Annotated in this window: 18 protein-coding genes, 2 tRNA genes and 1 pseudogene; 13 read left to right on the top strand and 8 right to left on the bottom strand. The window is 52.2% G+C overall.

Annotation, left to right across the window (positions count from 1 at the left end):
- Positions 1–37: 37 nt before the first annotated feature.
- Positions 38–1,141: an AI-2E family transporter YdiK gene (ydiK, locus tag Dpoa2040_RS05195; protein ID WP_042871087.1), complete on the bottom strand. Its 1,104-nt coding sequence runs from the start codon at positions 1,139–1,141 to the stop codon at positions 38–40.
- Positions 1,142–1,476: 335 nt separating this feature from the next.
- Between ydiK and Dpoa2040_RS05190 the strand changes: the two genes are divergently transcribed.
- Positions 1,477–4,536 carry an FAD-binding and (Fe-S)-binding domain-containing protein gene (locus tag Dpoa2040_RS05190; protein ID WP_042871086.1) on the top strand — a complete coding sequence of 1,020 codons (3,060 nt, stop codon included), beginning with the start codon at positions 1,477–1,479 and terminating at the stop codon, positions 4,534–4,536.
- Positions 4,536–4,958, top strand: coding sequence for a hotdog fold thioesterase (locus tag Dpoa2040_RS05185; RefSeq protein WP_042871085.1), 423 nt, complete (start codon positions 4,536–4,538; stop codon positions 4,956–4,958). Before Dpoa2040_RS05190 ends, Dpoa2040_RS05185 begins: the two co-directional genes overlap by 1 nt.
- A 14-nt stretch (positions 4,959–4,972) precedes the next feature.
- Here the strand turns inward: Dpoa2040_RS05185 and Dpoa2040_RS05180 are convergent, their stop codons facing one another.
- Positions 4,973–5,428 carry a hypothetical protein gene (locus tag Dpoa2040_RS05180; RefSeq protein WP_168640525.1) on the bottom strand — a complete coding sequence of 152 codons (456 nt, stop codon included), beginning with the start codon at positions 5,426–5,428 and terminating at the stop codon, positions 4,973–4,975.
- Between the two features lie 510 nt (positions 5,429–5,938).
- Here Dpoa2040_RS05180 and sufB point away from each other — a divergent pair.
- The 6 genes and pseudogenes from sufB to Dpoa2040_RS05150 all read left to right on the top strand — a co-directional run.
- Positions 5,939–7,355, top strand: a pseudogene (gene sufB, locus Dpoa2040_RS18355) (Fe-S cluster assembly protein SufB); the annotation flags it as partial.
- A gap of 39 nt (positions 7,356–7,394) precedes the next feature.
- Positions 7,395–8,213 (top strand): Fe-S cluster assembly ATPase SufC, encoded by an 819-nt coding sequence (gene sufC / locus Dpoa2040_RS18350; RefSeq protein ID WP_246867253.1) that lies wholly within the window; start codon positions 7,395–7,397, stop codon positions 8,211–8,213.
- Positions 8,188–8,364, top strand: a complete 177-nt coding sequence (locus Dpoa2040_RS05165) for a hypothetical protein (protein WP_155683838.1) — start codon at positions 8,188–8,190, stop codon at positions 8,362–8,364. The genes sufC and Dpoa2040_RS05165 overlap by 26 nt, the downstream gene beginning before the upstream one ends.
- Positions 8,348–9,571: a cysteine desulfurase SufS gene (gene sufS, locus Dpoa2040_RS05160; protein WP_168640524.1), complete on the top strand. Its 1,224-nt coding sequence runs from the start codon at positions 8,348–8,350 to the stop codon at positions 9,569–9,571. The genes Dpoa2040_RS05165 and sufS overlap by 17 nt, the downstream gene beginning before the upstream one ends.
- A gap of 37 nt (positions 9,572–9,608) precedes the next feature.
- Complete coding sequence (gene sufE / locus Dpoa2040_RS05155; RefSeq protein ID WP_042871083.1) at positions 9,609–10,025, top strand: cysteine desulfuration protein SufE; 417 nt, start codon at positions 9,609–9,611, stop codon at positions 10,023–10,025.
- 268 nt (positions 10,026–10,293) lie between these two features.
- The gene (locus Dpoa2040_RS05150) at positions 10,294–11,307 is read left to right on the top strand and encodes a L,D-transpeptidase family protein (protein ID WP_168640523.1); all 1,014 of its coding nucleotides are present in this window, start codon (positions 10,294–10,296) and stop codon (positions 11,305–11,307) included.
- 174 nt (positions 11,308–11,481) lie between these two features.
- On the opposite strand, the gene Dpoa2040_RS05145 is transcribed toward Dpoa2040_RS05150, so the two are convergent.
- Together Dpoa2040_RS05145 and pykF are read right to left on the bottom strand one after the other, a co-directional pair.
- Complete coding sequence (locus Dpoa2040_RS05145; protein ID WP_012769424.1) at positions 11,482–11,718, bottom strand: major outer membrane lipoprotein; 237 nt, start codon at positions 11,716–11,718, stop codon at positions 11,482–11,484.
- 308 nt (positions 11,719–12,026) lie between these two features.
- The gene (gene pykF, locus Dpoa2040_RS05140) at positions 12,027–13,439 is read right to left on the bottom strand and encodes a pyruvate kinase PykF (RefSeq protein ID WP_168640522.1); all 1,413 of its coding nucleotides are present in this window, start codon (positions 13,437–13,439) and stop codon (positions 12,027–12,029) included.
- Positions 13,440–14,150: 711 nt separating this feature from the next.
- On the opposite strand from pykF, the gene licT reads away from it, so the two are divergent.
- The 4 genes from licT to Dpoa2040_RS05120 all read left to right on the top strand — a co-directional run bounded on the left by licT (position 14,151) and on the right by Dpoa2040_RS05120 (position 19,982).
- On the top strand, positions 14,151–15,014 hold the full coding sequence (gene licT, locus Dpoa2040_RS05135) for a BglG family transcription antiterminator LicT (RefSeq protein ID WP_168640521.1): 864 nt from the start codon (positions 14,151–14,153) through the stop codon (positions 15,012–15,014).
- Between the two features lie 280 nt (positions 15,015–15,294).
- Positions 15,295–17,193, top strand: a complete 1,899-nt coding sequence (bglF, locus tag Dpoa2040_RS05130) for a PTS beta-glucoside transporter subunit IIABC (RefSeq protein WP_168640520.1) — start codon at positions 15,295–15,297, stop codon at positions 17,191–17,193.
- Positions 17,194–17,226: 33 nt separating this feature from the next.
- On the top strand, positions 17,227–18,624 hold the full coding sequence (locus tag Dpoa2040_RS05125) for a glycoside hydrolase family 1 protein (protein ID WP_168640519.1): 1,398 nt from the start codon (positions 17,227–17,229) through the stop codon (positions 18,622–18,624).
- Between the two features lie 173 nt (positions 18,625–18,797).
- Positions 18,798–19,982: an esterase family protein gene (locus Dpoa2040_RS05120; protein WP_168640518.1), complete on the top strand. Its 1,185-nt coding sequence runs from the start codon at positions 18,798–18,800 to the stop codon at positions 19,980–19,982.
- 170 nt (positions 19,983–20,152) lie between these two features.
- Here Dpoa2040_RS05120 and Dpoa2040_RS05115 read toward each other — a convergent pair.
- The 3 genes from Dpoa2040_RS05115 to Dpoa2040_RS05105 form a co-directional block, all read right to left on the bottom strand.
- A tRNA-Val gene (locus Dpoa2040_RS05115) sits at positions 20,153–20,229 on the bottom strand.
- A 31-nt stretch (positions 20,230–20,260) separates the two neighbouring features.
- A tRNA-Val gene (locus Dpoa2040_RS05110) sits at positions 20,261–20,337 on the bottom strand.
- Between the two features lie 160 nt (positions 20,338–20,497).
- Positions 20,498–21,871 carry an MATE family efflux transporter gene (locus Dpoa2040_RS05105; RefSeq protein ID WP_168640517.1) on the bottom strand — a complete coding sequence of 458 codons (1,374 nt, stop codon included), beginning with the start codon at positions 21,869–21,871 and terminating at the stop codon, positions 20,498–20,500.
- A 279-nt stretch (positions 21,872–22,150) separates the two neighbouring features.
- Between Dpoa2040_RS05105 and Dpoa2040_RS05100 the strand changes: the two genes are divergently transcribed.
- Entirely contained in the window at positions 22,151–22,804 is a 654-nt protein-coding gene (locus Dpoa2040_RS05100) for a riboflavin synthase subunit alpha (protein WP_168640516.1), read from the top strand.
- Between the two features lie 96 nt (positions 22,805–22,900).
- On the opposite strand, the gene cfa is transcribed toward Dpoa2040_RS05100, so the two are convergent.
- Positions 22,901–24,052 (bottom strand): cyclopropane fatty acyl phospholipid synthase, encoded by a 1,152-nt coding sequence (cfa, locus tag Dpoa2040_RS05095; protein WP_042871061.1) that lies wholly within the window; start codon positions 24,050–24,052, stop codon positions 22,901–22,903.
- Positions 24,053–24,430 lie beyond the last annotated feature (378 nt).

The raw sequence follows: 24,430 nt of genomic DNA, 5'->3' as shown, positions 1-24,430 counted from the left end.
TCCCAGTGCGTGATGCACCGGGAAATGAATGCGGTAATCAGGATTTCTTGTTGGGGTGAGAAATGGTGTGAATCGGCGGCGGTTCAGGAGAGTCTGTCATCCACGCAGATAACAATCGGTAGGATACTGCCAGCACTACCGGACCGATAAATATCCCGATCATACCGAATGCCAGCAGCCCACCAATAACGCCGGACAAGATCAGCAGCATTGGCAAATCGGCACCCATACGAATCAACAATGGGCGGATGACATTATCAAGCGTGCCGACCACGCAGCTCCAGATCAGCAGAATGGTGCCCCAGGTAGTGTCACCGCTCCAGTAAAGCCAGATGATGGCCGGAACCAGCACCGTTAGTGGGCCGATTTGCGCTACGCAGGACAGAAACATCAGCACGGTGAGCAGTGTGGTGTAGGGAATTCCCGCCAGCGCCAGACCAATGCCACCTAGTACCGACTGTACAATCGCCGTCACCACCACGCCGAGAGCGACAGCCCGAATGGCCTGCGCTGCCAGAATTACCGCTGAATCGCCACCCTGACGTCCCAGCCGAATCGCAAAACGGCGCACACCCAGCGCCACCTGATCGCCTTTGCTGTACAGCAATACGCTAAACAGCACCATCAGCGCACAATGCATCAGGAAACGCCCGACATGAGCCGCTTGAGCGACGATCCAGGACGCGGTCTGGCCGATATAGGGCTGAATTTTAGCCATCAACGCCGGGCCGCCGCTATGTGCCAGCGAATGCCAACTGCTGTGCAACTTTGCGCCCACTAACGGGATGGATTGCAGCCAGTCAAGTGCCGGCGGCGTAATTCGGCCCTGCGCACCTATCCAATTTATCAGCGTTGAGGCGTTGTCAATGACGCTACTGACCAGCATTGACGTGGGGAACACGAACAGCAGCACCAGCAGCAGGGTCATGACCATCACCGCTAATAGGCGGGAGCCCCAGAGTATGTGCTGCAGGCGGATTAACAGCGGCCAGGTGGCGATGACCACCATACTGGCCCAGGCAAATCCAAGGATGAAGGGTTGAACTACCCAAAAACAGGCAATGATCAGAATACCGATAAACAACAAACTGAACAGGATTCGCGCAAGATCGAATCGCTGTGACTGAGATTGTTTCATCAAGGAAGGTTACCTCGTTAATTCAGGCGACAGGCCTAATGCAAGATGATGAAAACGGGAGGGCTGTCATCTGCCAGGTTGAATGCAAAAGGATGCGAACTGGAATTTATCATGCGTGATTTCCGCCGATTTGCACAGTGATTCCTGCCGATAAGGGAGAATCGGCAGCGTCTGGCGGTACATGTGGGGGGATTGCTGCAACCCTAAGTTTTTATTGATCCGTTAACGCACAGCCAGGGGAAATATGATAAAACGAAAGAGCCGCAGATGGTCGATTGCCGCCTGACGGCATTTGTTCTATTGGCAAACACCACTCGCATGGACAGGGTCAACACATAATGATCCCACAGATCACACAAGCGCCGGGAATTGATCAACCGGTGCTGAGCTTTTTGGAAGCCTTGAAGCAACACGGTTTTACCGGTGATATCGCTACCCACTACGCCGACCGTTTGACGATGGCGACGGATAACAGTATTTATCAATTATTGCCGGATGCGGTGGTGTTTCCTCGCTCTACCGCCGATGTGGCGCTGCTGGCCCGGTTATCTGACGACGCGCGTTTTCGTGAACTGACGTTCACGCCGCGCGGCGGCGGCACCGGCACCAACGGGCAGGCGCTCAATCAAGGGATTGTGGTGGATATGTCCCGCCACATGAATCGCATTCTGGAAATCAACCCAGAACAGGGTTGGGTTCGGGTGGAAGCCGGCGTCATCAAGGATCAACTGAACCAGTATCTGAAGCCGTTCGGCTATTTTTTCTCGCCGGAGCTGTCCACCAGTAACCGTGCTACGTTGGGCGGCATGATCAATACCGACGCCTCAGGGCAAGGGTCGCTTGTGTATGGCAAAACCTCGGACCATGTGCTGGGACTGCGTGCTGTGCTGCCTGGCGGCGAGTTGCTGGATACGCAAGCGATGCCGGTGGCGCTGGCGGAACAGTTGGCGCAGGACGATTCGCTGATCGGTCGTATTTATCACACCGTGCTGCACCGCTGCCGTGAGCGTCGTGAGCTGATTATAGAAAAGTTCCCCAAACTGAACCGGTTCCTCACCGGGTATGACCTGCGCCATGTGTTCAGCGATGACATGCAAACGTTTGACCTGACCCGCATCCTGACCGGTGCCGAAGGAACGCTGGCATTCATCACCGAAGCGAAGCTGGATATCACGCCGTTGCCCAAGGTGCGGCGGTTGGTTAATGTCAAATACGATTCGTTCGATTCTGCGTTGCGCAGTGCGCCATTTATGGTGGAGGCGCGGGCGCTGTCGGTGGAAACGGTGGATTCAAAGGTGCTGAATCTGGCGCGTGAAGACATCGTGTGGCATTCGGTCAGCGAACTGATTACCGATGTGCCCGGCGAAGAGATGCTGGGGCTGAACATTGTCGAATTTGCCGGCGACGATGAAGCGCTTATCGATAGTCAGGTAACGTCGTTGTGTGAGCGTCTGGACGGATTGCTGGCTGCCCGTGAGGCTGGGGTAATTGGCTATCAGGTTTGTTGTGATCTGGTGGGTATCGAGCGTATTTACGGTATGCGCAAGAAGGCGGTCGGTTTGCTGGGCAATAGTAAAGGGCAGGCAAAACCGATTCCCTTTGCCGAAGATACCTGCGTGCCGCCTCAGCATCTGGCTGATTATATCGCCGAATTCCGCACACTGCTGGATAGCCACCATCTGAGTTACGGCATGTTTGGCCATGTGGACGCCGGGGTGTTGCATGTACGCCCGGCGCTGGACATGTGTGACCCGCAGCAGGAAATGCTGATGAAGCAGTTGTCCGATCAGATAGTCGCGCTGACTGCTAAATACGGCGGGTTGCTGTGGGGGGAACACGGTAAAGGTTTTCGCGCTGAATATAGCCCGTCGTTCTTCGGGCCGGAACTGTATGACGAATTGCGCCGGATTAAAGCGGCGTTCGACCCGAATAACCGTCTTAATCCCGGTAAAATCTGTGCGCCATTGAACATAGACGCACCCATGATGAAAGTGGATGCGGTGAAACGTGGCACCTATGACCGACGGATTCCGCTGGCGGTGCGCACTGCCTATCGTGGCGCGATGGAGTGCAACGGCAACGGTCTGTGCTTTAACTTTGATACCCGCAGCCCGATGTGTCCGTCGATGAAAATCACCGGCAACCGTATCCATTCCCCTAAAGGTCGTGCCACATTGGTACGTGAGTGGCTGCGACTGTTGGCGGAGCAGGGTGTAGACCCGCTGGTGCTGGAAAATGACTTACCGCGCCGGCGCGTCAGCTTCCGAGATTTGATCACCAAAACCCGTAATACGCTGGCGGCGCGTCGTGGTGAGTATGATTTCTCGCATGAGGTCAAAGAGGCGATGTCGGGCTGTCTGGCTTGCAAGGCCTGTTCCACCCAGTGCCCAATCAAGATTGACGTTCCCGGTTTTCGTGCCCGTTTCCTGCAACTGTACCACACCCGTTATTTGCGACCGGCGCGAGACTACCTGGTGGCTGGTGTGGAAAGCTATGCCCCGCTGATGGCGCACAGCCCGAAAACGTTTAACTTTTTCTTGCGTCAGCCGTGGGTGAATGCGCTCAGCCGTACGTTGATCGGCATGGTGGATCTGCCGTTGCTGTCGATGCCGTCGCTGCGCCAGCAGTTTGTCGGTCATCAGGCGATGACGACTACGCTTGAGCAGTTGGAACAGATGTCGCCGCAGGCGCGCGCTGACCATGTGCTTATTGTGCAGGACCCTTTTACCAGCTACTACGACGCGCAGGTGGTAGCGGATTTTGTCCGGCTGGTGGAAAAATTGGGATTACGGCCAGTACTGCTGCCGTTTTCGCCGAACGGCAAGCCGGAGCATGTAAAAGGATTCCTGCAACGCTTTGCGAAAACCGCTGGCAAGACCGCGGAATTCCTCAGCCGTGTAGCCCGTCTTGGGCTGCCAATGGTGGGAGTCGATCCGGCGCTGGTGCTGTGTTATCGGGATGAGTACCGGGAAGTGCTGGGTCATCGGCGCGGCGACTTTCAGGTGCAACTGGTGCACGAGTGGTTGATGACGTTGCTGAGCGGTCGTGATGATAGTGCGCCAGCGCTGCGTGATGAGCCGTGGTATTTGTTCGGTCACTGTACCGAAACCACGGCGTTGCCAGCCAGTGGCCAGCAGTGGGCGGCGATTTTCGCGCATTTTGGCGCCCGGCTGGAAAATGTCAGCGTCGGTTGTTGCGGCATGGCCGGTACTTACGGTCATGAAACCCGCAATCTGTCGCATTCTCAGGGGATCTACGCGCTCTCCTGGCAGCCGTCTCTGCAACGGTTGCCGCAGGCGCGTTGTCTGACCACCGGTTATTCCTGCCGTAGTCAGGTCAAGCGTATGGAAGGGCGTGGATTGAAACATCCGTTGCAGGCGTTGCTGGAGCTGGTGTGATGCTGTGGAAACGTAGTGTAGATATTGAACAGTTGAATCAGATGGCGGTCGGCGGCATGGCCGGTCATATTGGTATCCGTATGACGCACCTGTCTGATGATACGCTGGAAGCGGTGATGCCGGTGGATCACCGTACGCGTCAGCCGTTCGGGCTGTTGCATGGTGGTGCCTCGGTAGCGCTGGCGGAATCGCTGGGGTCGATTGCCGGTTATCTGTGCTCGCAAGGAGAGCAGCGTGTGGTGGGGGTGGAGATCAACGCCAACCACCTGCGTGCGGTGACCGAAGGCGAAGTGCGTGGCGTTTGTCGCGCATTGCATACCGGCAAACGGATGCAAGTCTGGCAAATCGATATTTTTGATAATCAGGATCGGCTGTGCTGCACCTCGCGGCTTACCACCGCAGTGATTTCACCCGACGCCTGACTCCCCGCCATTCACTACGATCTGTTGGGCTTATGGCCCGGCAGGTCAGTTCTCGACCACGCACGGCATAACGGGATAAAGGCCACCTGTTGCATAAAATCAGCCTGGAAAGCGGTGGCTTTATCCCAGTGACCCATCAGATTGAACTGGACGCAAATGCACCGTAGCGTCTGGCGTGCAAAGTAGTAACTTTGCACCCGGAACAGGTGGTCGCGCCCGATATTATTGATTTCATGAATCAGACGTTGGTGAAGTTTGATCAGGCTGAACAGATAACGGTTTTCATCACCCTGCTGCTGGCTCAGTTCCGCCATATGCATTCCAGTCAGGTAATAGCGCCGTAATTCGCTAATCTCACTGTCATCCCGCTCCAGCGATGACTCCGCCAGATAAAATTCCATCGTGGTGTTACGCAACTGCTGCCGGTAATTATCAAGCTGTGCTTGTAACCAGGCGTTGAATGGGAACATGTCTGGTACCTGTTCATAAAATAATAATCATTATCATATTTTCAGGCTATTTATCATGCAATGCATCTGAACGGGATTTATCAGCGGGAGGCAATCATGATCGCATTTTTTGCCTGAAACGGGCTGCATTTATTATTGCGTATGATTATTTTGCATTAAATTTTTTCATGGCTAATGTGTTCGTAAAACAGGTTGTTCAATGAGTGCTATACTGATAGTCTGCTAATAGTAATTACTCACATTAAAATATGTTAAATGTTTATTATACAATGATTTATTGGTTTTTTTGTTGTATTTTTGCATGGTGATAGTACTGAAATAATGAGTTTAGGATGAATATTTTTCCCTAAATATAATCATCTGGAAATAATGATTTTAAGTGATATCTATTATTTTTATTTATTCCTTCATTTTTGCCACTCAGCAATTTATACCCGTAACTAATGTGGGTGTGAGCGAGTAGAGCCAACGCACCTGCAACGTGAAGTATGACGGGTATAGATATTCGAACTGAACAGAAAAAGCTGCCAGGTGGTCGATATTATTCGCTGGCGTACGGTGGGGTATAACCGCAAACAAGGTGAGCACAATGATGGCACGCAGTAATTTGACAAATGGCATCAATGAAGATGTGGTGCGAGCACTTTCCACCAGACGTAATGAGCCGGAATGGATGCTGGAGTTTCGGCTCAGCGCTTATCGGGCCTGGTTGCAGATGGAGGAACCACACGGTCTGAACGCGCATTACGACCCTTTGAACGGTCAGGATCACCGCGATAACTCCGCTTCGTTTTGCGAGCGGGGCGGTTGCGAGCCCGGCACGACGCAACAACGCGCCGGCGCAGTTCTTTATAACGATACTGTCCACCACAATAAACAAGAGGTGGCGACAGGCGCTCTTTTTGATTCAGCGCCCGTAGCCGCCCTCTATCAGGACAGGCTGGCGAAGCAAGGCATCATTTTTTGTTCGTTCAGCGAAGCGATTCAGGCGTATCCGGAGCGGGTGCGCCAGTATCTGGGTACCGTGGTGCCCGCCAGCAGCAATTTTTTCGCTGCGCTGAATGCTGCACTGGCTTCCCAGGGGACCTTCGTCTACATCCCGAAAGGCGTGCGCTGCCCAGTGGAACTGTCAACTTACTTTCGCTCCGCCACGGCCTGGAGCGGTCAGTTTGAACGTACCCTCTTGATTGCCGATGACAATAGCTATGTCAGCTATATCGAGGGGTGTTCGGCGCCGGTACACGACAATTGTCAGCTACGTACGGCAGTCGTAGAGGTGATCGTTAACCAGAATGCCGAAGTGAAATATTACACGTTACAGAACTGGTTCTTTAGCCAGGGCAGTGAAGGCCGTGTTCTCAACTTCGTCACCAAGAGCGCATTGTGTGCTGGCAACTCGTCCCGTATGAACTGGACGCAATCAGAAATCGGATCGGCGGTGACCTGGAAATATCCAAGCGTGATTCTGCGCGGCGACTACTCGACAGGCGAATTTTGCTCGGTGGTGTTGACTCGCGGCCACCAGCAGGCAGATACCGGTACCCAAATGATTCACATCGGCAAGCACTCTCGTTCAACCATCATCACCAGAAGAATTGCCGCTGGACATAGCGAAAACACCTACCGTGGATTGGTGAAAATTATGCCCAGTGCGACAGATGCGCGCCATTTCACCCAGTGTCATTCGATGCTGGTTGGTGGCGACTGCCGCGTGCATACCATGCTTTGCATGGATGTGGAGAATTGCACGCAGCTCAACCATGAAGCCACGACCTTGCGCATTGGCGAGGATCAACTGTTCTATTGTCTGCAGCGAGGTATCAGTGCAAACGACGCTATTTCGATGATTGTGAACGGTTTCTGCAAAGACGTGTTATCAGCCTTGCCGCTGGAGCTGGCGGTGGAAGCACAGAAATTATTGTCCCTCGGCCCAAATACGGTGTGGGTTGATGAAAACGCCACCGTGATGGGACGCCATGCACCGTGTCGCGGTGCGGAAAATCATGAACGGCAGGCAAAACGCCGCAAGGATAACCGCGTGCTAACGATTGAAAACCTGAACGTTAGCGTCAAAGACAAGCCTGGCATCAATGGGTTGAATCTTCGTGTCAGCCCAGGTGAGGTTCATGCCGTGATAGGGCCGAGCGGGGCGGGTAAGGGTACCTTGTCCGCCACCTTGGCTGGGTGTGAAGGATATACGGTGACCGGCGGCTCGCTGCGTTTTAAGGGCAAAGACCTGTTGGCGTTGTTGCCGGAAGCGCGTGCTGGCGAAGGGATGTTCATTGCGTTTCAGTACCCGGTGGAAATCGCCGGTGTTAGTAATCGCATTTTCCTGCAAACGTCGCTGAATGCCGTGCGTGCTTATCGCCAGCAATCGGCACTAGACAGGTTTGATTTTGAATACTGGATTAAGGACAAAATTCAATTGCTGAACGTGCCGGATGACCTGTTGGCACGTTCGGTCAACGTCGATTTTTCCTGTAGTGAGAAAAAGCACAATGACATTTTGCAAATGGCGGTGCTGGAACCCGATTTGTGTATTCTGGATAAGCCTGATTCCGGGCTGGATAGCGATGCGTTAAAAATCGTCGCCGATGGCATCAGCGCGTTGCGTGACGGTAAGCGCGCTTTCATCATCCTCACCGATTATCCGCACCTGTTGCATCAGATACGGCCAGACTACGTACATGTGCTCTGTCAGGGGCAGATTGTCCGATCCGGAGATTTTACGCTGGTGAAACAGGTGGAGGAGCAGGGCTATGACTGGCTTATCAACCAACAATAATGCACAACGGATGTTGCAACAATGGCAGCGCCTGCCTGACGCCGAGCTGACGGAGGCGTTCGACAATCATGTATTACGTGATGCGGTATTGACATGCGTGGCTCAGCGCTGCAGGCACGGGAAGGAGAAAGCGCATGAATTATCCTATTGAACGTGTACGAGCAGATTTCCCGATTTTGCAGCAATCAGTTAACGGGTATCCGCTGGCCTATCTGGACAGTGCCGCCAGCGCACAGAAGCCGTGGGCGGTTATTGAGCGCGAGCGGGATTTTTATCTACACGAGTATGCTGCGGTGCACCGTGGTATCCATACCCTGAGTGCTCGCGCGACCAAAGCGATGGAAGAGGTTCGAGGAAAGGTGGCTGCCTTTATCCACGCGGCGTTGGCAGAGGAAATCGTGTTTGTACGCGGTGCTACCGAGGCCATTAATCTGGTGGCTAACAGTTATGGTCGTATCGCGTTTCAGCCCAGCGACAATCTGGTCATCAGCGAAATGGACCACCACGCTAACATTGTGCCCTGGCAGATGCTGGCAGAGACGCGCGGGTTGACGTTGCGTGTTCTGCCTATTACTGATGACGGTGAACTGGATATGGCTCAGTTGCCGGCATTGCTGGATGAAAACACCCGGCTGGTGGCAGTAACACAGGTTTCCAACGTGCTGGGTACTGCCAATCCGTTGGAGGAAATCATCCGTCAGGCTCATGCTTGTGGGGCGAAAGTGCTGGTGGATGGTGCGCAGGCGGTAATGCACCGGCCCGTAAATGTGCAGGCGCTGGATTGTGATTTTTACGTATTTTCCGGCCATAAGCTCTACGGTCCATCAGGCATCGGCGTACTGTACGGCAAACGCGCACTGTTGCAGGCTATGCCGCCATGGCAAGGCGGTGGAGCCATGATCCGTGAGGTCAGTCTGAAAAAAGGGATCACGTATGCCGGTACGCCATGGCGTTTTGAAGCCGGTACGCCCCATGTCGCTGGTGTGATAGGTCTGGGGGCCGCGCTGGATTATGTTTCTTCGTTGGGGATTGAGGCGATTCAGGTGCATGAAGATCGGTTGATGCGTTATGCGCTGGCATCGTTGGCTGAAGTCCCCACGTTTCGCCTGTACGGTCCGGTGAATCGCCAGGGGGTAATCGCCTTCAATCTGGGACATCACCATGCGTTTGACGTTGGCAGCTTTCTTGACCAATACGGCATAGCCATTCGTACTGGCCACCATTGTGCTATGCCGCTGATGAGCCGTTATGGCGTGCCCAGCATGTGTCGCGCCTCGCTGGCGCTGTATTCCTGTCAGGTGGAGATTGATCGATTGGTGGAGGGATTGTATCGGATACATCGGCTGTTGGGTGAGTGAACCGACGGCATAACATTATCATGTCTGGAGCATTGTTATGATGAAACTGCCGGAACCACAGAAACTGCTGCGAAATTTTTCTCGTTGCAGCAACTGGGAAGAAAAGTACCTCTATATTATTGAGCTGGGCGCTAGTCTGGAACCATTTAGCGACGCACAGCGTCAGGATGATAATCGGGTATCGGGTTGCCAGAGTCAGGCCTGGATTGATTTAACGTGTGATAAACAAGGCAAGGTAGTGTTGTATGGCGATAGCGATGCTGCCATTGTCAAGGGGTTGATTGCCATTGTTTTTAGTCTGTATCAGGGGCTATCTGCCCAGGAGATTATCGAACAGGATGTACGCCCGTTTTTCGCCTCCCTGGAGTTGAGTCGACACCTGACGCCGTCGCGCTCGCAAGGGCTGGCGTCCATACTGCGCACGGTACAGGTGCGGGCTGGTGCGCTGATATAAGTTACTCTGCTATAAGCGACTATAAGCAAATCACAGGGCGCAGTGCTTGCGCCCTGCTGCGTCACATTTCAGAATCCATCCGGTGGATTTCCTGCTACCCTGCTTTTATCCTTGGGAGCTTCCAATGATGAAAGAGATTCAACCTATTGATAAGCAATAAGAAAGAAAGTGCTCGCCAATGGCGATTCACCCGCGTCTGTGATGAGGGTGATTTCACGTCGCGCTCTGGCGCTCACCCTATCTTCAGTATTACAACAGGAATCTGATAATGAAACGTGTACTTACCCTGATGGGATTATTGTTTGCGTCCTGCCTGGCGGGGATGCCGCCAGCTAATGCAACTGAGTACCCTCTGCCTCCTCCGGATAGTCGATTGATCGGGGAAAATAGTAGCTACACCGTGCCTAACGACGGTCATCCTCTGGAATCCATTGCCGCCAAATTCAAAATTGGCCTGCTTGGCATGTTGGAAGCTAATCCTGGAGCCGACCCTTATCTGCCGAAGCCAGGTTCCAGACTGACGATCCCACTACAGATGCTGCTGCCTGATACGCCACGGGAGGGAATAGTGGTTAATCTGGCGGAATTACGGCTCTACTATTTCCCGAAGGGAAAAAATACCGTGGTCGTTTATCCGATTGGCATCGGCCAGCTTGGCCGCAACACGCCAGTGATGGTCACTCACGTTATTGAGCGGCGTCCAAACCCGACCTGGATACCTACCGCCAATACGCGCCGCCATTATAAAGAACAAGGGGTCACCCTACCGGCGATGGTTCCTGGTGGTCCGGATAACCCGATGGGATTATTTGCGTTACGGTTGGAGAAAAGCGGCGGCGTGTACTCCATCCATGGTACCAACGCTGATTTTGGCATCGGCATGAGGGTGAGTTCTGGATGTATCCGCCTGCGCCCGGAAGATATCGAAGCGCTGTTTAATGACGTGCCGGTAGGCACCCGTGTGCAGATCATCAATGAACCCGTTAAGGTTGCGGTGGAGCCGGATGGGAAACGTTATGTGGAAGTGCATCAGCCGCTATCGCGTACCGATAAGGATGACCCGCAAACCATGCCGATTGCGCTGAACCAGAAGGTGAAAGCGTTTATTCACAATGATGATACTGATGCTGAGGTAGTCCAGAATGCGATTGTCCGCCGTTCCGGTATGCCCGTGCTGGTTAACATCGGGCAAACTATATCGCGTCAAACGTCATCGTCGCATCAAGCGTTATCGCAAAGCGCAGCACCGATATCGGCAGTCGGAACATCTCCGTCGCACTAGCGACAACCGAAGCCAGGACGTCATGAGAGGGCGTTCTGGCACGTCAGGCATCTTGCCAGAATGGCTTAACGAGTTTGGTAAGGCAAATGGTGGGTTAAGCTCGTGGTGTGATGGAGCAACGGAAAGACAAAAAAAATGGCGCACAGTGTGCGCCATTTTTCATTCAACCAGTTCTTACTTTTTGTAAGTACGAACCTGGTTGTCCAGGCGCTGGTTAGCACGAGCTGCGTCATCTTTAGCAGCCTGCACGTCGGTAGCCAGAGCGTCAACTTTGCTGGTCAGAGCAGATACTTTTTCGTTCAGAGAAGAAACGTCAGAAGACAGCTGATCCAGTTTAGCGTTGCTGGAGCAACCAGCCAGCAGAGTAGAACCCAGGATTACCGCGCCCAGTACCAGTTTAGTACGATTCATTATTAATACCCTCTAAATTGAGTTAATCTCCATGTAGCGTTACAAGTATTACACAAACCGTTTTCTGATGAGAATAAATTTTTTATGGGAACGCGCTTAATTTTGATCGTTCGCTCAAAGAATCATCGAGTTTTACAGGTAGGTTAAAAAAAGTAAGCAAAACAGGCTGATCTTATCAGAATACTCTGACCTTTGCGGCTGTATATATATTTTTTCTGTATAACTGATCACGCTTTTGCATCAGCTAAAAATGTCGTCACGAACAAAAAAGCGCCCCGCAGGGCGCTTAATAGATTCTCATTATCGAATTACAGACGATGTACCGATGCGGTGTTAGTCGTGCCGCTCGGCACCAGCGCGCCAGAAACCATCACGACAATATCGCCTTCCTGGGCCAGGCCGCTCTTCAGTGCCGCTTCTTTGCCAATGCGGTAGAAATCATCGGTAGAGGCGATTTCTTTCACCAGCATGGTTTCCACACCTTTACTCAATAGCAACTGACGTGCGGTGATTTCGTTGGTGGTCAGCGCCAGAATGCGGGCATGTGGGAAATATTTGCGGATAGATTTAGCCGATTTACCGCCATGGGTGGCAACCACAATCAGTGGCGCTTCCAGTTTCTCTGCCGTTTCCACCGCGCCGCGGCACACCGCTTCGGTGATGCGCAATTTGCTGGTGTTTTGCAGTTTATCCAGACGCGATTTCATCACTCTATCGGTGCGTTCGCAGATGGTGGCCATAATCGTGACGGCTTCCAGCGGGTATTTGCCTTTAGCACTCTCGCCAGACAGCATCACAGCGTCGGTGCCGTCGATGATGGCGTTGGCGACGTCGCCTGCTTCGGCGCGGGTCGGGCGCGGGTTCTTGATCATTGAATCCAGCATCTGAGTGGCGGTGATCACCACTTTGCGAGCCAGGTTACATTTTTCGATCATCATTTTTTGCGCGAAGATCACTTCTTCAACGGGAATCTCCACGCCCAGGTCGCCACGGGCGACCATGATGCCGTCAGAGGCGTCCAGAATGTCGTCGAAGTTATTCAGACCTTCCTGGTTTTCAATTTTGGAGATGATCTGGATGTGTTCGCCGCCATGTTGTTTCAGATGGGCGCGAATCTCTTCTACGTCGGAACGTTTACGAATAAAGGAGGCTGCCACAAAATCGACACCCTGTTCGCAACCGAAAATCAGGTCACGTTTGTCTTTTTCGGCCAGTGCAGGTAACTGGATGGACACGCCCGGCAGGTTGACCCCTTTGTTTTCGCCGAGATCGCCGTTGTTCAGCACCTTACAGATAACCTCATTGCCTTTGATCTCGATGACTTCCATACCGATCAGGCCATCGTCAACCAGCACCGTGTTTCCGACGCTCAGGTCATTGGCAAAGCCGGCATAGGTGACCGCTACACGGTCTTTGTTGCCGATAACGCTCTGATCGGTGGTGAAGGTGAAGGTCTGGCCTGCGGTCAGGGAGACGTCTGCGCCATTCTCCAGTTTGATGGTACGGATTTCCGGGCCTTTGGTATCCAGCAGAATGGCTGCTTTCAGGCCGGTTTTTTCTGTCACGGCACGCAGATTTTTAATGCGTTGACCATGTTCTGCGTAGTCACCGTGAGAGAAATTCAGGCGCATTACATTCATGCCTGCGCTCAGCAGCTTGCCCAGTACTTCCTCTGATTCGGTTTTCGGACCGATGGTACAAACGATTTTGGTCTTTTTCATAACGGTAGTTTCTACAAGTTGTGATGGATAAAAAAACAGGATGACCGACGGTTAGCCAAAGCTGAACCTTCGGGAACAATACGTTTGCGACAGCGAGAGAATGGTAAGTATAGATGGTGACAGGCGAGGAGAAATGAAGAAACACGTGACTGGATATTGCCCATAAAACAAAGTGGACGAGGCGGCAATATCCCTGAGGATTGTGTTGTCTGTGGTGTTTTTGTCAGTGGCACGTGGATTCGCTGAAACCATTCAATGAAACAACGTTCCGTATTATAGTTATCAGACAAAGAGATACAAGCTGTTGAAGGGATGGATAACGCGTATTTTCGTGCTCTTGCGCAAAAAAATGTACGATTTATTATTTTTACACAAATTTGTTGCGCAAATGCCCTAAGAATCTCTGGCTGTCGGTGTAGTAAAAAGACGGAAACCTGGGATGGTAGTGGCTGGTCTGGCAACCTCTGGCGGCGGGAATATTGGTTCTGGGTCGATCCGGGTCACGTTTCCATCCCCTGAAGGTTGAGCCGCCGTGAACCAGTGGTAATTTAACGTTAGTTGGTTGTATCTGGTCAGCGACATGCCTGTGTCGTGGCGGCGTGCAACCCAGGGTTGTTACTGCTATTCAGGGTTGTTACTGCTATCGGCAGGCAAAGCCAGATGTTCGCGTTCATTGCGGACGTCTGGTTTTTTGTTTTCAGGGGTCGGACAATGAAGATTGCCAAGATATTGAATAATAACGTCGTCACGGTCATGGATGCGCATAATAACGAACAGGTCGTGATGGGGCGTGGAATGGGATTCAAAAAACGACCGGGAGATAGTGTGGATGTTGCGCTAATAGAAAAAGTTTTCGCTCTGCGCAGCAGCGAACTGACGGCAAGGCTGAGCGATGTGCTGGAGCGCATTCCGCTGGAGGTGGTGACTACCGCTGATAGGATTATCGCGCTGGCGAAAGAAAAGCTGCCCGGAAACCTGCAAGATAGCCTCTATATTTCATTAACTGACCATTGCCACTTTGCCATTGAGCGGCACCGGCAAGGGGTGGATATTCGTAATGGATTATTGTGGGAAATTAAACGACTGTATCAGAAAGAGTTCGCCATCGGGCTGGAAGCGTTGGGGATTATTCACCGACGGCTTGGGGTTCAGTTACCGGAAGACGAGGCGGGCTTTATTGCGCTGCATCTGGTGAATGCCCAACTGGATGGCCATATGCCAGAAGTGATGCATATAACCCGCGTGATACAGGAAATTTTGAATATTGTGAAATATCAGCTGAATCTTGACTATAACGAGCAAGCTTTTAGTTATCACCGATTTGTGACTCATCTGAAGTTTTTTGCGCAGCGATTAGTGGGCCGTACGCCGGTATTCAGTGAAGATGAATCGCTGCACGATGTAGTGAAAGCGCAATATACGCAGGCGTATCACTGCGCCGAAAAAATACGGGATCATATTATACGACATTACGACTATACCCTGACGAAAGAAGAGTTGATGTTTCTGGCTATTCATATCGAACGGGTGCGTTCGGAATTACAGGATCAGGCAGAAAATAAAAATCAGGTGTAGAAAACCGAAACTTGAGTGGTATCACAAAATAATAGATTGCCTGGGTAAAACGCTTGTCAGAATAGATCGCACTGGTAATCTGTAAACAATAAATATGGATTGCGACTGCATCTTCTTCATTGGAGAAGGCAGGCAAAACCTGAACTGTCTTTCCGCACCTTATGCTGCGATGAGACGGTTCAGGTTTTTTTTTGCCTTGAACATAGGGTGCCTTGAAACCGTATATATCAGTCACTCAGCGGTTTTTTTCAGGCATGGATCGATCATTGAGGATGTCGCAATGAATTACGAAGCATTAGCCAGTGAAATAAGAGATGGCGTAGGCGGTCAGGGAAATATTATTAGTGTGGTGCATTGCGCCACGCGTCTGCGCTTCAAATTGAAAGATAATACCGCCGCCAATGCGGATATTCTGAAAAATAACCCAGGCATCATCATGGTGGTGGAAAGCGGCGGCCAGTTTCAAGTGGTGGTAGGCAATCAGGTGGCTGATGTTTATCAGGCACTGCTTTCGCTTGAAGACATGTCGCGTTTCAACGAGCCGGTGGCATCAGAAGAGAAGAAAGACAGCTTATTTGCCGGATTTATCGACATCATTTCCAGTATTTTTACCCCGTTTGTCGGTGTGATGGCAGCAACGGGGATACTGAAAGGTTTTCTGGCGCTGGGGGTGGCCACCCATTTTATAACCGAGAGCAGCGGCACCTATAAGTTGTTGTTTGCCGCAAGTGATGCGCTGTTTTATTTTTTCCCGATTGTGCTGGGGTACACCGCTGGCAAGAAGTTTGGCGGTAACCCGTTCACTACGCTGGTGGTCGGTGCCACATTGGTTCACCCAAGCATGATAGCCACCTTCAATGCTATGCAGCAGCCAGATCACCCAATACTTCATTTTCTAGGTATCCCGATTACTTTTATCAATTACAGTTCGTCGGTCATCCCGATTCTGTTCGCCAGTTGGGTATCCTGCAAACTGGAGAAACCGCTGAATCGCTGGCTGCACGCCAATATCCGCAATTTTTTCACGCCGCTGTTATGTATTGTCATTAGCGTTCCGCTGACGTTTTTGCTGATAGGTCCCAGCGCGACCTGGTTAAGTGAGATGCTGTCTGGCGGATACCAGTGGCTGTATGGACTGAATTCGTTGCTGGCTGGAGCCGTGATGGGGGCAATGTGGCAGGTCTGTGTGATATTCGGTCTGCACTGGGGTTTTGTGCCATTAATGCTCAATAACCTGAGTGTGATGGGGCATGACACCCTGTTGCCGCTGCTGACCCCGGCGGTGCTGGGGCAGGCCGGTGCTACGCTGGGCGTACTGTTGCGCACCCACGACATGAAGCGCAAAGGGATTGCGGGTTCGGCATTTTCCGCCGCGATTTTCGGTATCACCGAACCGGCGGTATACGGCGTGACGTTACCACTGCGTCGCCCTTTCATCTTTGGTTGTATTGGGGGCGCTGTAGGCGCGGCGGTCATGGGGTATTTCCATACCACTACTTATTCTTTCGGTTTTCCCAGCATTTTCACCTTTACCCAGATCATTCCGCCGACCGGCGTGGATAGCAGCGTATGGGCGGCCATCATCGGCACGCTGGCGTCGTTCATGTTCGCGGCGTTGGGCAGTTGGTCGTTCGGTGTTCCTAAAGACGAAGCACAACCGGCGGTGGTGCGGCAGACTGAGTTGGAAGCCACGCAAACCAGCGCTGCCGTTGTTAGCGTTGTGCGTGATGAGACGCTGTTTAGCCCGTTGACGGGTGAGTTGGTGCCGCTGGATCAGTTGGCTGATCGCACCTTTGCCAGCGGCGTAATGGGCAAGGGGGTCGCTATCCGACCTTCGCAAGGGCGGCTGTATGCGCCGGTGGACGGCACCATAGTCTCGCTGTTCAAGACGTATCATGCTGTTGGCCTGGCATCGCGGGGCGGCGCGGAGGTGCTGATGCATGTCGGCATCGATACCGTCCGGCTGGAGGGGCGTTATTTTACCCCACATGTGCGTGTCGGTGATGTGGTGCGTCAGGGCGACCTGCTGCTGGAGTTTGATGGCCCGGCGATAGTAGCGGCAGGATACGACCTCACTACCCCGATGGTGATTACCAACAGCGAAGATTATCGCGGGGTTGAGTCTGTCACCAGCGGCAAGGTGGATGCCAATACGCCGCTGACACAGTTGATATGCTGAATAATTGTTGAATAGAAACACAGGAGATCAGTGATGAGTAATCCTTTCCCGGAGCACTTTTTATGGGGTGGCGCCATTGCCGCTAATCAGGTGGAAGGCGCCTATCTGACCGATGGAAAAGGACTTTCCACGTCGGATTTACAGCCCCAGGGCATCTTTGGCAGCATTGTGGCGCGCCAGCCGGGTGACAGCGGCATCAAAGATGTGGCGATCGATTTCTATCACCGTTACCCGCAGGATATTGCACTGTTTGCTGAAATGGGATTTACCTGCCTGCGTGTATCGATAGCCTGGACGCGCATTTTTCCTCAGGGTGATGAGGCTGAGCCTAATGAAGCGGGGCTGGCATTTTATGATCGGCTGTTTGATGAACTGGCAACACACGGCATTCAGCCGTTAGTGACGTTGTCACATTATGAAATGCCGTATGGACTGGTGAAAAAACAAGGTGGCTGGGGTAACCGGTTGACCATTGAGTGCTTTGAACGTTATGCCCGTACGGTGTTTACGCGTTACCGCCACAAGGTCAAACGCTGGCTGACGTTCAACGAGATTAATATGTCGCTACATGCGCCTTTTACTGGTGTCGGGTTGCCGCCGGATAGCGACAAAGCAGCGATTTATCAGGCTATTCACCACCAATTAGTGGCGAGCGCCAGGGCGGTGAAAGCCTGCCACGATATTATTCCAGATGCGACGATCGGCAATATGCTGCTGGGGGCGATGCTCTATCCGCTGACCAGTAAGCCGGAAGATGTGATGGAAAGTCTGCATCAAAATCGGGAATGGTTATTCTTTGGTGATGTGCAGGTACGTGGCGCTTATCCGGGGTATATGCATCGCTATTTCCGCGAGCAGGGTATTACGCTGAATATCACAGAACAGGATACGCAGGATCTGACATCCACCGTTGATTTTATTTCTTTCAGTTATTATATGACCGGGTGTGTCAGTACCGATGAGACACAACTCGAAAAAACGCGTGGCAATATATTAAATATGGTGCCGAATCCGTATCTGGAAAGTTCTGAATGGGGCTGGCAGATTGATCCGTTGGGGCTGCGTTATTTGCTGAATTTCCTGTATGACCGTTATCAAAAGCCATTGTTTATTGTTGAGAATGGGCTGGGTGCGAAAGATAACATCGAAGCAAATGGTGAAATTCACGATGATTATCGTATCCGTTATTTAAACGATCATCTGGTACAGGTCAGCGAAGCCATTGCCGATGGTGTGGAGGTATTAGGATATACCTGCTGGGGACCGATTGATTTAGTCAGCGCCTCGAAAGCGGAAATGTCCAAACGCTACGGTTTTATTTATGTTGACCGTGATGATACCGGCAAGGGGTCGCTGGAACGGCAGCGTAAAAAGAGCTTTTACTGGTATCAATCGGTTATTGCCAGTCACGGAAAAACGCTGACACGTTAATAGACATACATGATTCAAGTTGCAGGAAAGACAACCTACCTGCAACTTGAAATATGAACAGCATAAATCAAGAAGAATTCGTTTACCGCCGGTGTTTGAGTTGAGAACTGGCGGTGAGCGCATACGGCTCAGTCTGCCTGTTTACCCTGTACCCATAACAAGAGAGGTTAATAATGAAAACCAGGAAAACCTGTCTGTACCTGTTATTCTCTGCGCTAAGCATCTCCACACCGCTGGCGGCGCAAGCCGTGTCGGGCGCTATCCCGACGTTACCGCGTACCGACGTGGCAACCCGGCACTATTTGTCGCAGGTTAACGCGGATAACAGTATTACTTTCCGGCTGTTTGCGCCAGATGCCAAATCGGTAAGCGTGGTGACTGGCGCGACGCCGGAAACCTGGGTCGCACACCCGATGACGAAAGATGATCTAGGCGTCTGGTCGTGGCGCAGCGAGCCGCAGCAGCCCAATCTGTACGAATACTTCTTTAATGTGGATGGCTTTCGCAGCGTTGACACTGGTTCGGCGTTGCCTAAACCGCAGCGACAGGTCAACACCAGTATGATTCTGGTGCCGGGCAGCGTGCTGGACACACGGGCGGTGCCGCATGGCGAGCTGCGCACCGTTACCTATCATTCGGCGTCGCTGAAATCGGAACGGCAAATCTATGTCTGGACGCCGCCGGGCTACACTGGCGCGGGCAAGCCGTTGCCGGTGCTGTATTTCTATCACGGATTCGGTGATGCTGGCGATTCTGCCGTCAGACAAGGACGTATTCCTCAAATCATGGATAACCTGCTGGCGGAGAAAAAGATTTCGCCGATGCTGGTCGTGATCCCGGATACCGAAACCGATGTCGCCGATGCCATTGCGGAAGATTTTCCGCCGAAAGATCGTCGCAAAACGTTCTATCCACGCAATGCGGCGGCGGCTGATCGTGAGTTAATTCATGACATCATTCCACTGGTCAGCGCGCGGTTTAATGTGCGGCGCGATGCCGATGGCCGTGCGCTGGCCGGGCTGTCGCAAGGCGGTTATCAGGCGCTGGTGTCCGGCATGAGCCATCTGGATCACTTCGGCTGGCTGGCGACGTTTAGTGGCGTAACCACCGAAACGGTGCCGAATGCACAGGTTAGCGTACATCTGGGGAATGCCGCTGCTATCAATCGACAACTGCATAATTTCACTGTGGTGGTGGGTGAAAAAGATACGGTGACTGGTAAGGATATCGCCGGGTTAAAAGCGCAACTGGAGCAGAAAGGCGTGAAATTCGATTACCGGCAGTATCCCGGCTTAGGGCATGAAATGGACGTCTGGCGCCCGGCGTATATCGAATTTGTGCAGAAGATTTTTAAATAACCGAAATGCAAGTCAGGTAACAAAACGGGCAGGGTATCCTGCCCGTTTTGTCATGCGCAGAGTCAGGCATCGGCCAGGGTGGTGTGTAAAGTGCACTACAGAGCGAGAAATAGACTGAAAGCAGAAACAGTAACTGGCAAGGATAATTCATTGAGAAACAGCGGATGAATTGGTGCGACCGAGTGGACTCGAACCACCGACCCCCACCATGTCAAGGTGGTGCTCTAACCAACTGAGCTACGGTCGCAATATGTGTGTTGGTGCTGATACGCTGAAAATGGTGCGTTCAATTGGACTCGAACCAACGACCCCCACCATGTCAAGGTGGTGCTCTAACCAACTGAGCTATGAACGCATTATTTTTATCAGCTGCCGTCAGGGCGACAGCGGGGACGAATATTAACGGGCCGGATGGCTGCTGGCAAGGAGAAAAACGCAAAATTCCCGCTGTGCCACACTGATTGGCGAGCTTGTAGACAGAGCACCGTTTTTTGCGCTCTGTCTCTATTATGTCGTCAACGCGCTGCGCGTGCCAGAATACGGGCTGGCGATTGACGTTGCACCCAGCGGATACGCAGCACCATCATGGTGGCGGAAGCAGTCAGGCCGATGATGAATCCACACCAAAAACCAGCTGGTCCCATACGCGGCACCAGCATGTCAGTCAGCGCCAGCACATAGCCAATCGGTAGCCCCAGCAGCCAATAGGCAATGAAGGTGATGAAGAAGATAGCGCGAGTATCTTTATAGCCACGCAATACGCCGCTACCAATGGTCTGCACGGCATCGGAGATTTGGTAGAGCGCCGCTAACAGCATGAGATGCGACGCCATTGTCACCACATCCGGATTTTGGTTGTACAGCATGGCGATAGGTTCACGCAGCGTGATGGTAAAAATAGCTGTGCACATTGCCAGCAATATGCCGGTAGCGATGCCGGTGCGTGCTGCCACCCGCGCTGCCTGTGCCGAACCTTCGCCCAGCCGATGGCCGACGCGAATAGTGGCGGCAACGCCAACAGACAGCGGCAACACGAACATCAGCGAACTGAAGTTGAGCGCGATTTGGTGGCTTGCGACATTCACTACCCCAAGCGGCAATACCAGCAGAGCGACAATAGCGAATAATGTCACTTCAAACAGCATCGCCAGCGCAACCGGCAGCCCCAGCCCGGCTAAACGCCGGAGTATTGCCCAATCCGGTTTCAGCGGGGCGTTGAACTGACGAATATCTTTTAGCCAGTACGCGTGACGGGAATAAATGGCCATCATCAGCATCATTATCCAGTATACCGAGGCTGTCGCTACCCCGCAGCCAACGCCGCCTAACTCCGGCATCCCCAGCTTACCGTGGATAAAAACGTAGTTGATGGGAATATTGATCAGCAGGCCAATAAACCCGATCACCATCCCCGGCTGTGTTTTGGATAACCCTTCGCACTGGCTGCGCAACACCTGATAAAACAGATAACCGGGTGCGCCCCAAAGCAATGCGTGCAGGTATTTTACGGCTTTGTCGGCCAGTTCCGGCGCGCCATCGTGCATCAGGTTAATCGCGTATTTTCCCTGATAGAGCGTCACCATGGTCAGAACAGAAATGGCCGTCGCCAGTAAGAATGCTTGCTGGGTTTGATGAGCAATACGGTCCCGGCGCCCTGAGCCGTTGAGGTTCGCCACCACTGGCGTAAGCGCCATCAGTAAACCGTGGCCGAACAGGATAACAGGCAACCAGATGGAGGTACCCACCGCTACCGCCGCCATATCGGTGGCGCTGTAGGAACCAGCCATAATGGTATCCACCACACCCATTGAGGTTTGCGATACTTGCGCGATGATGACCGGAATAGCCAGCGCCAGCAAATGACGGGCTTCTGATAAGTACTTCTGCACGAAAACACCTTCCTAAAGCAGGATGGAGAGAGATCTCTAATGAGGAGAGAAAGACAATCATCCTTTATTTGTACGAAAAAAGATGAACTATTGTAACGATTTGCCAACAGTAAACCAATGATTGACTCGCCGGGCATGATCCCGTTGGTTTTCCTGATGATATGGTGCAAACTGCCTGACATGAGTGAACGTAGCCACTTCCAAACATGGCTCAGTCGTGTCATACCACTGTCGTCGCGCGTTCACGCCTATTACTGATCAGGAGGCAAGGTCAACACCATGTTTACCGGTATTGTTCAGGGCACGGCGACTGTCGTGTCTGTCGATGAAAAACCCAATTTTCGCACTCATGTGGTACAACTGCCCCCCGAACTGCTGCCGGGGTTGGAAACGGGCGCTTCCGTAGCGCACAATGGCTGTTGTCTGACTGTTACCGGAATCGATGGTGATCGGGTCAGTTTTGACCTGATCAAAGAGACGTTGCGGCTGACCAATCTGGGTGACGTAAACGTGGGTGATCGGGTTAATGTAGAGCGTGCGGCCAAATATGGTGATGAGATCGGTGGGCATGTGATGTCCGGCCATATTATGTGTACGGCGGAGATCGTGAAAATTCTGACGTCGGAACATAATCATCAGATCTGGTTCCGGTTGTCTGATGAATCACAGATGAAATATGTGCTGCACAAAGGATTCATCGGTATTGACGGCATCAGCCTGACGGTGGGCGAAGTGACTCGCAGCCGTTTTTGCGTGCACCTGATTCCGGAAACACTCCTGCGCACGACGCTAGGCCAGAAACGATTGGGTGATCGTATTAACATCGAAATCGACCCGCAAACCCAGGCCATTATCGATACGGTTGAACGTGTTCTGGCTCGTCAGGCACAGCAGCAAGCACAGGCGGCGGCACAGGTAGAGCAGGGCGAATAAGCTGCTTCCTCGCAACTTTGCTTTGAGCATAAGCAAAACCGGCAATTGTCTGCCGGTTTTGTTATTGAAGCGGCGATATTCGCCAGAAGCTAATTGTTATCTGGGTACTCGCAAACCACCTTCCACGCCATCCGCGCTAAATAGTACCTGCCAGAGATGAATATCGCGTGCTCGGAACGAGCCAGCACAGACGTTAAGATAGTAACTGAACATTCGCTGGAAACGTTCGGAATAACGCTCCGACAAGGTTGGCCAGTGTTGCTGGAATCGTTCATGCCAGGCCATCAGCGTGCGGTCATAATCTGCGCCGAAATTGTGCCAGTCTTCCATTACCAGATAGGGTTCGCTGGCTTGTGCGATATGCTGCACTGAAGGCAGGCAGTAGTTGGGGAAAATGTATTTGTTCATCCAGGAGTCAACTTTCAGATTGGTTTCATTGGTGCCGATAGTGTGCAGCAGGAACAACCCATTAGGTTTGAGGTTTTTTCTCACAACCTGAAAGTAGGTGGGATAATTTTTCGGTCCGACATGTTCGAACATGCCGACAGAAACGATACGATCAAACTGCCGGTCTAGGTCACGGTAGTCTTGCAGCATGATGGTAACTTCCAAATCCTGACAGCGTTGCTGTGCCAGCACCTGCTGTTCGCGGGATATGGTAACGCCCGTGACACTGACGCCGTAATGACGTGCGGCGAATTCCGCCAGTCCACCCCAGCCGCAACCAATATCCAGCAGCGTCATGCCACGACGTAACTGCAACTTTTCACAAATGAGGCGCAGCTTGTCTTGTTGTGCCTGTTCAAGCGTTTCGGCTTTCGTCCAGTAACCACAAGAATACTGTAAGTAAGGATCGAGCATCAGGGTGAAAAGATCGTTACCAAGGTCGTAATGCTCTTTACCCACGATCCAGGAACGGCGGCGAGATTGCAGATTGGTCAACCGTGCTATCAGGATCCGTAATGTATCTTGCCAGCGATGCGGTAGTTGGTTTTCCAGTCGGGTACGTATCACACGGTGGAAAAACATGTCCAGTCGTTCACACTCCCACCAGCCATCCATATAACTTTCGCCTAATCCGAGCGAGCCATCACGCAATACGCGCTTATACATCTCAGGGTTGCGGACCTGAATATCAAATGGACGAGAACCGTTAATCGCGATGTCGGCGGTGGATAGCATTTCATTAACGATTTGGAACCAAGGTAGATTGGGTGTCCCCAGTTCCTCAACATAGGATGAACTCATAACTTCTCCCTACCTTGCCAAATAAATGCTTTTGCAAGGAGTAATTTAGACAACATAACCATGACGGGCTTTGATAGACCCGAACCATCGTCTATCCCTGAGCGTCTCAGAGGAAAGTAAGAGAAAAGCTGGTACAAAGATATCTACCAAGGCTGAAACCAAATAAGAGATGCGACGGTCAGCAGGTGGAATAGAAAAAATGAGGCGATGCGTTTAATACATCGCATGATCATAATTGTTGTCATCAACTATACAGTCAATTGTATGACGGCTTTAATCCGTCGGCAAGATTCGTCGGATTAAAGCAGCACGTTGAGTCATGCCTTTTCGGCAGTTGCGGCACTCGTCGCGGCCATGCGTAGCGCGGTACGCCGCATG

Source organism: Dickeya sp. CFBP 2040 (genome assembly GCF_012273755.1).
Lineage (GTDB): Bacteria > Pseudomonadota > Gammaproteobacteria > Enterobacterales > Enterobacteriaceae > Dickeya > Dickeya poaceiphila.
The sequence above is the reverse complement of the archived record's forward strand: the minus strand, read 5'-3'. Positions and strand labels throughout refer to the sequence as shown.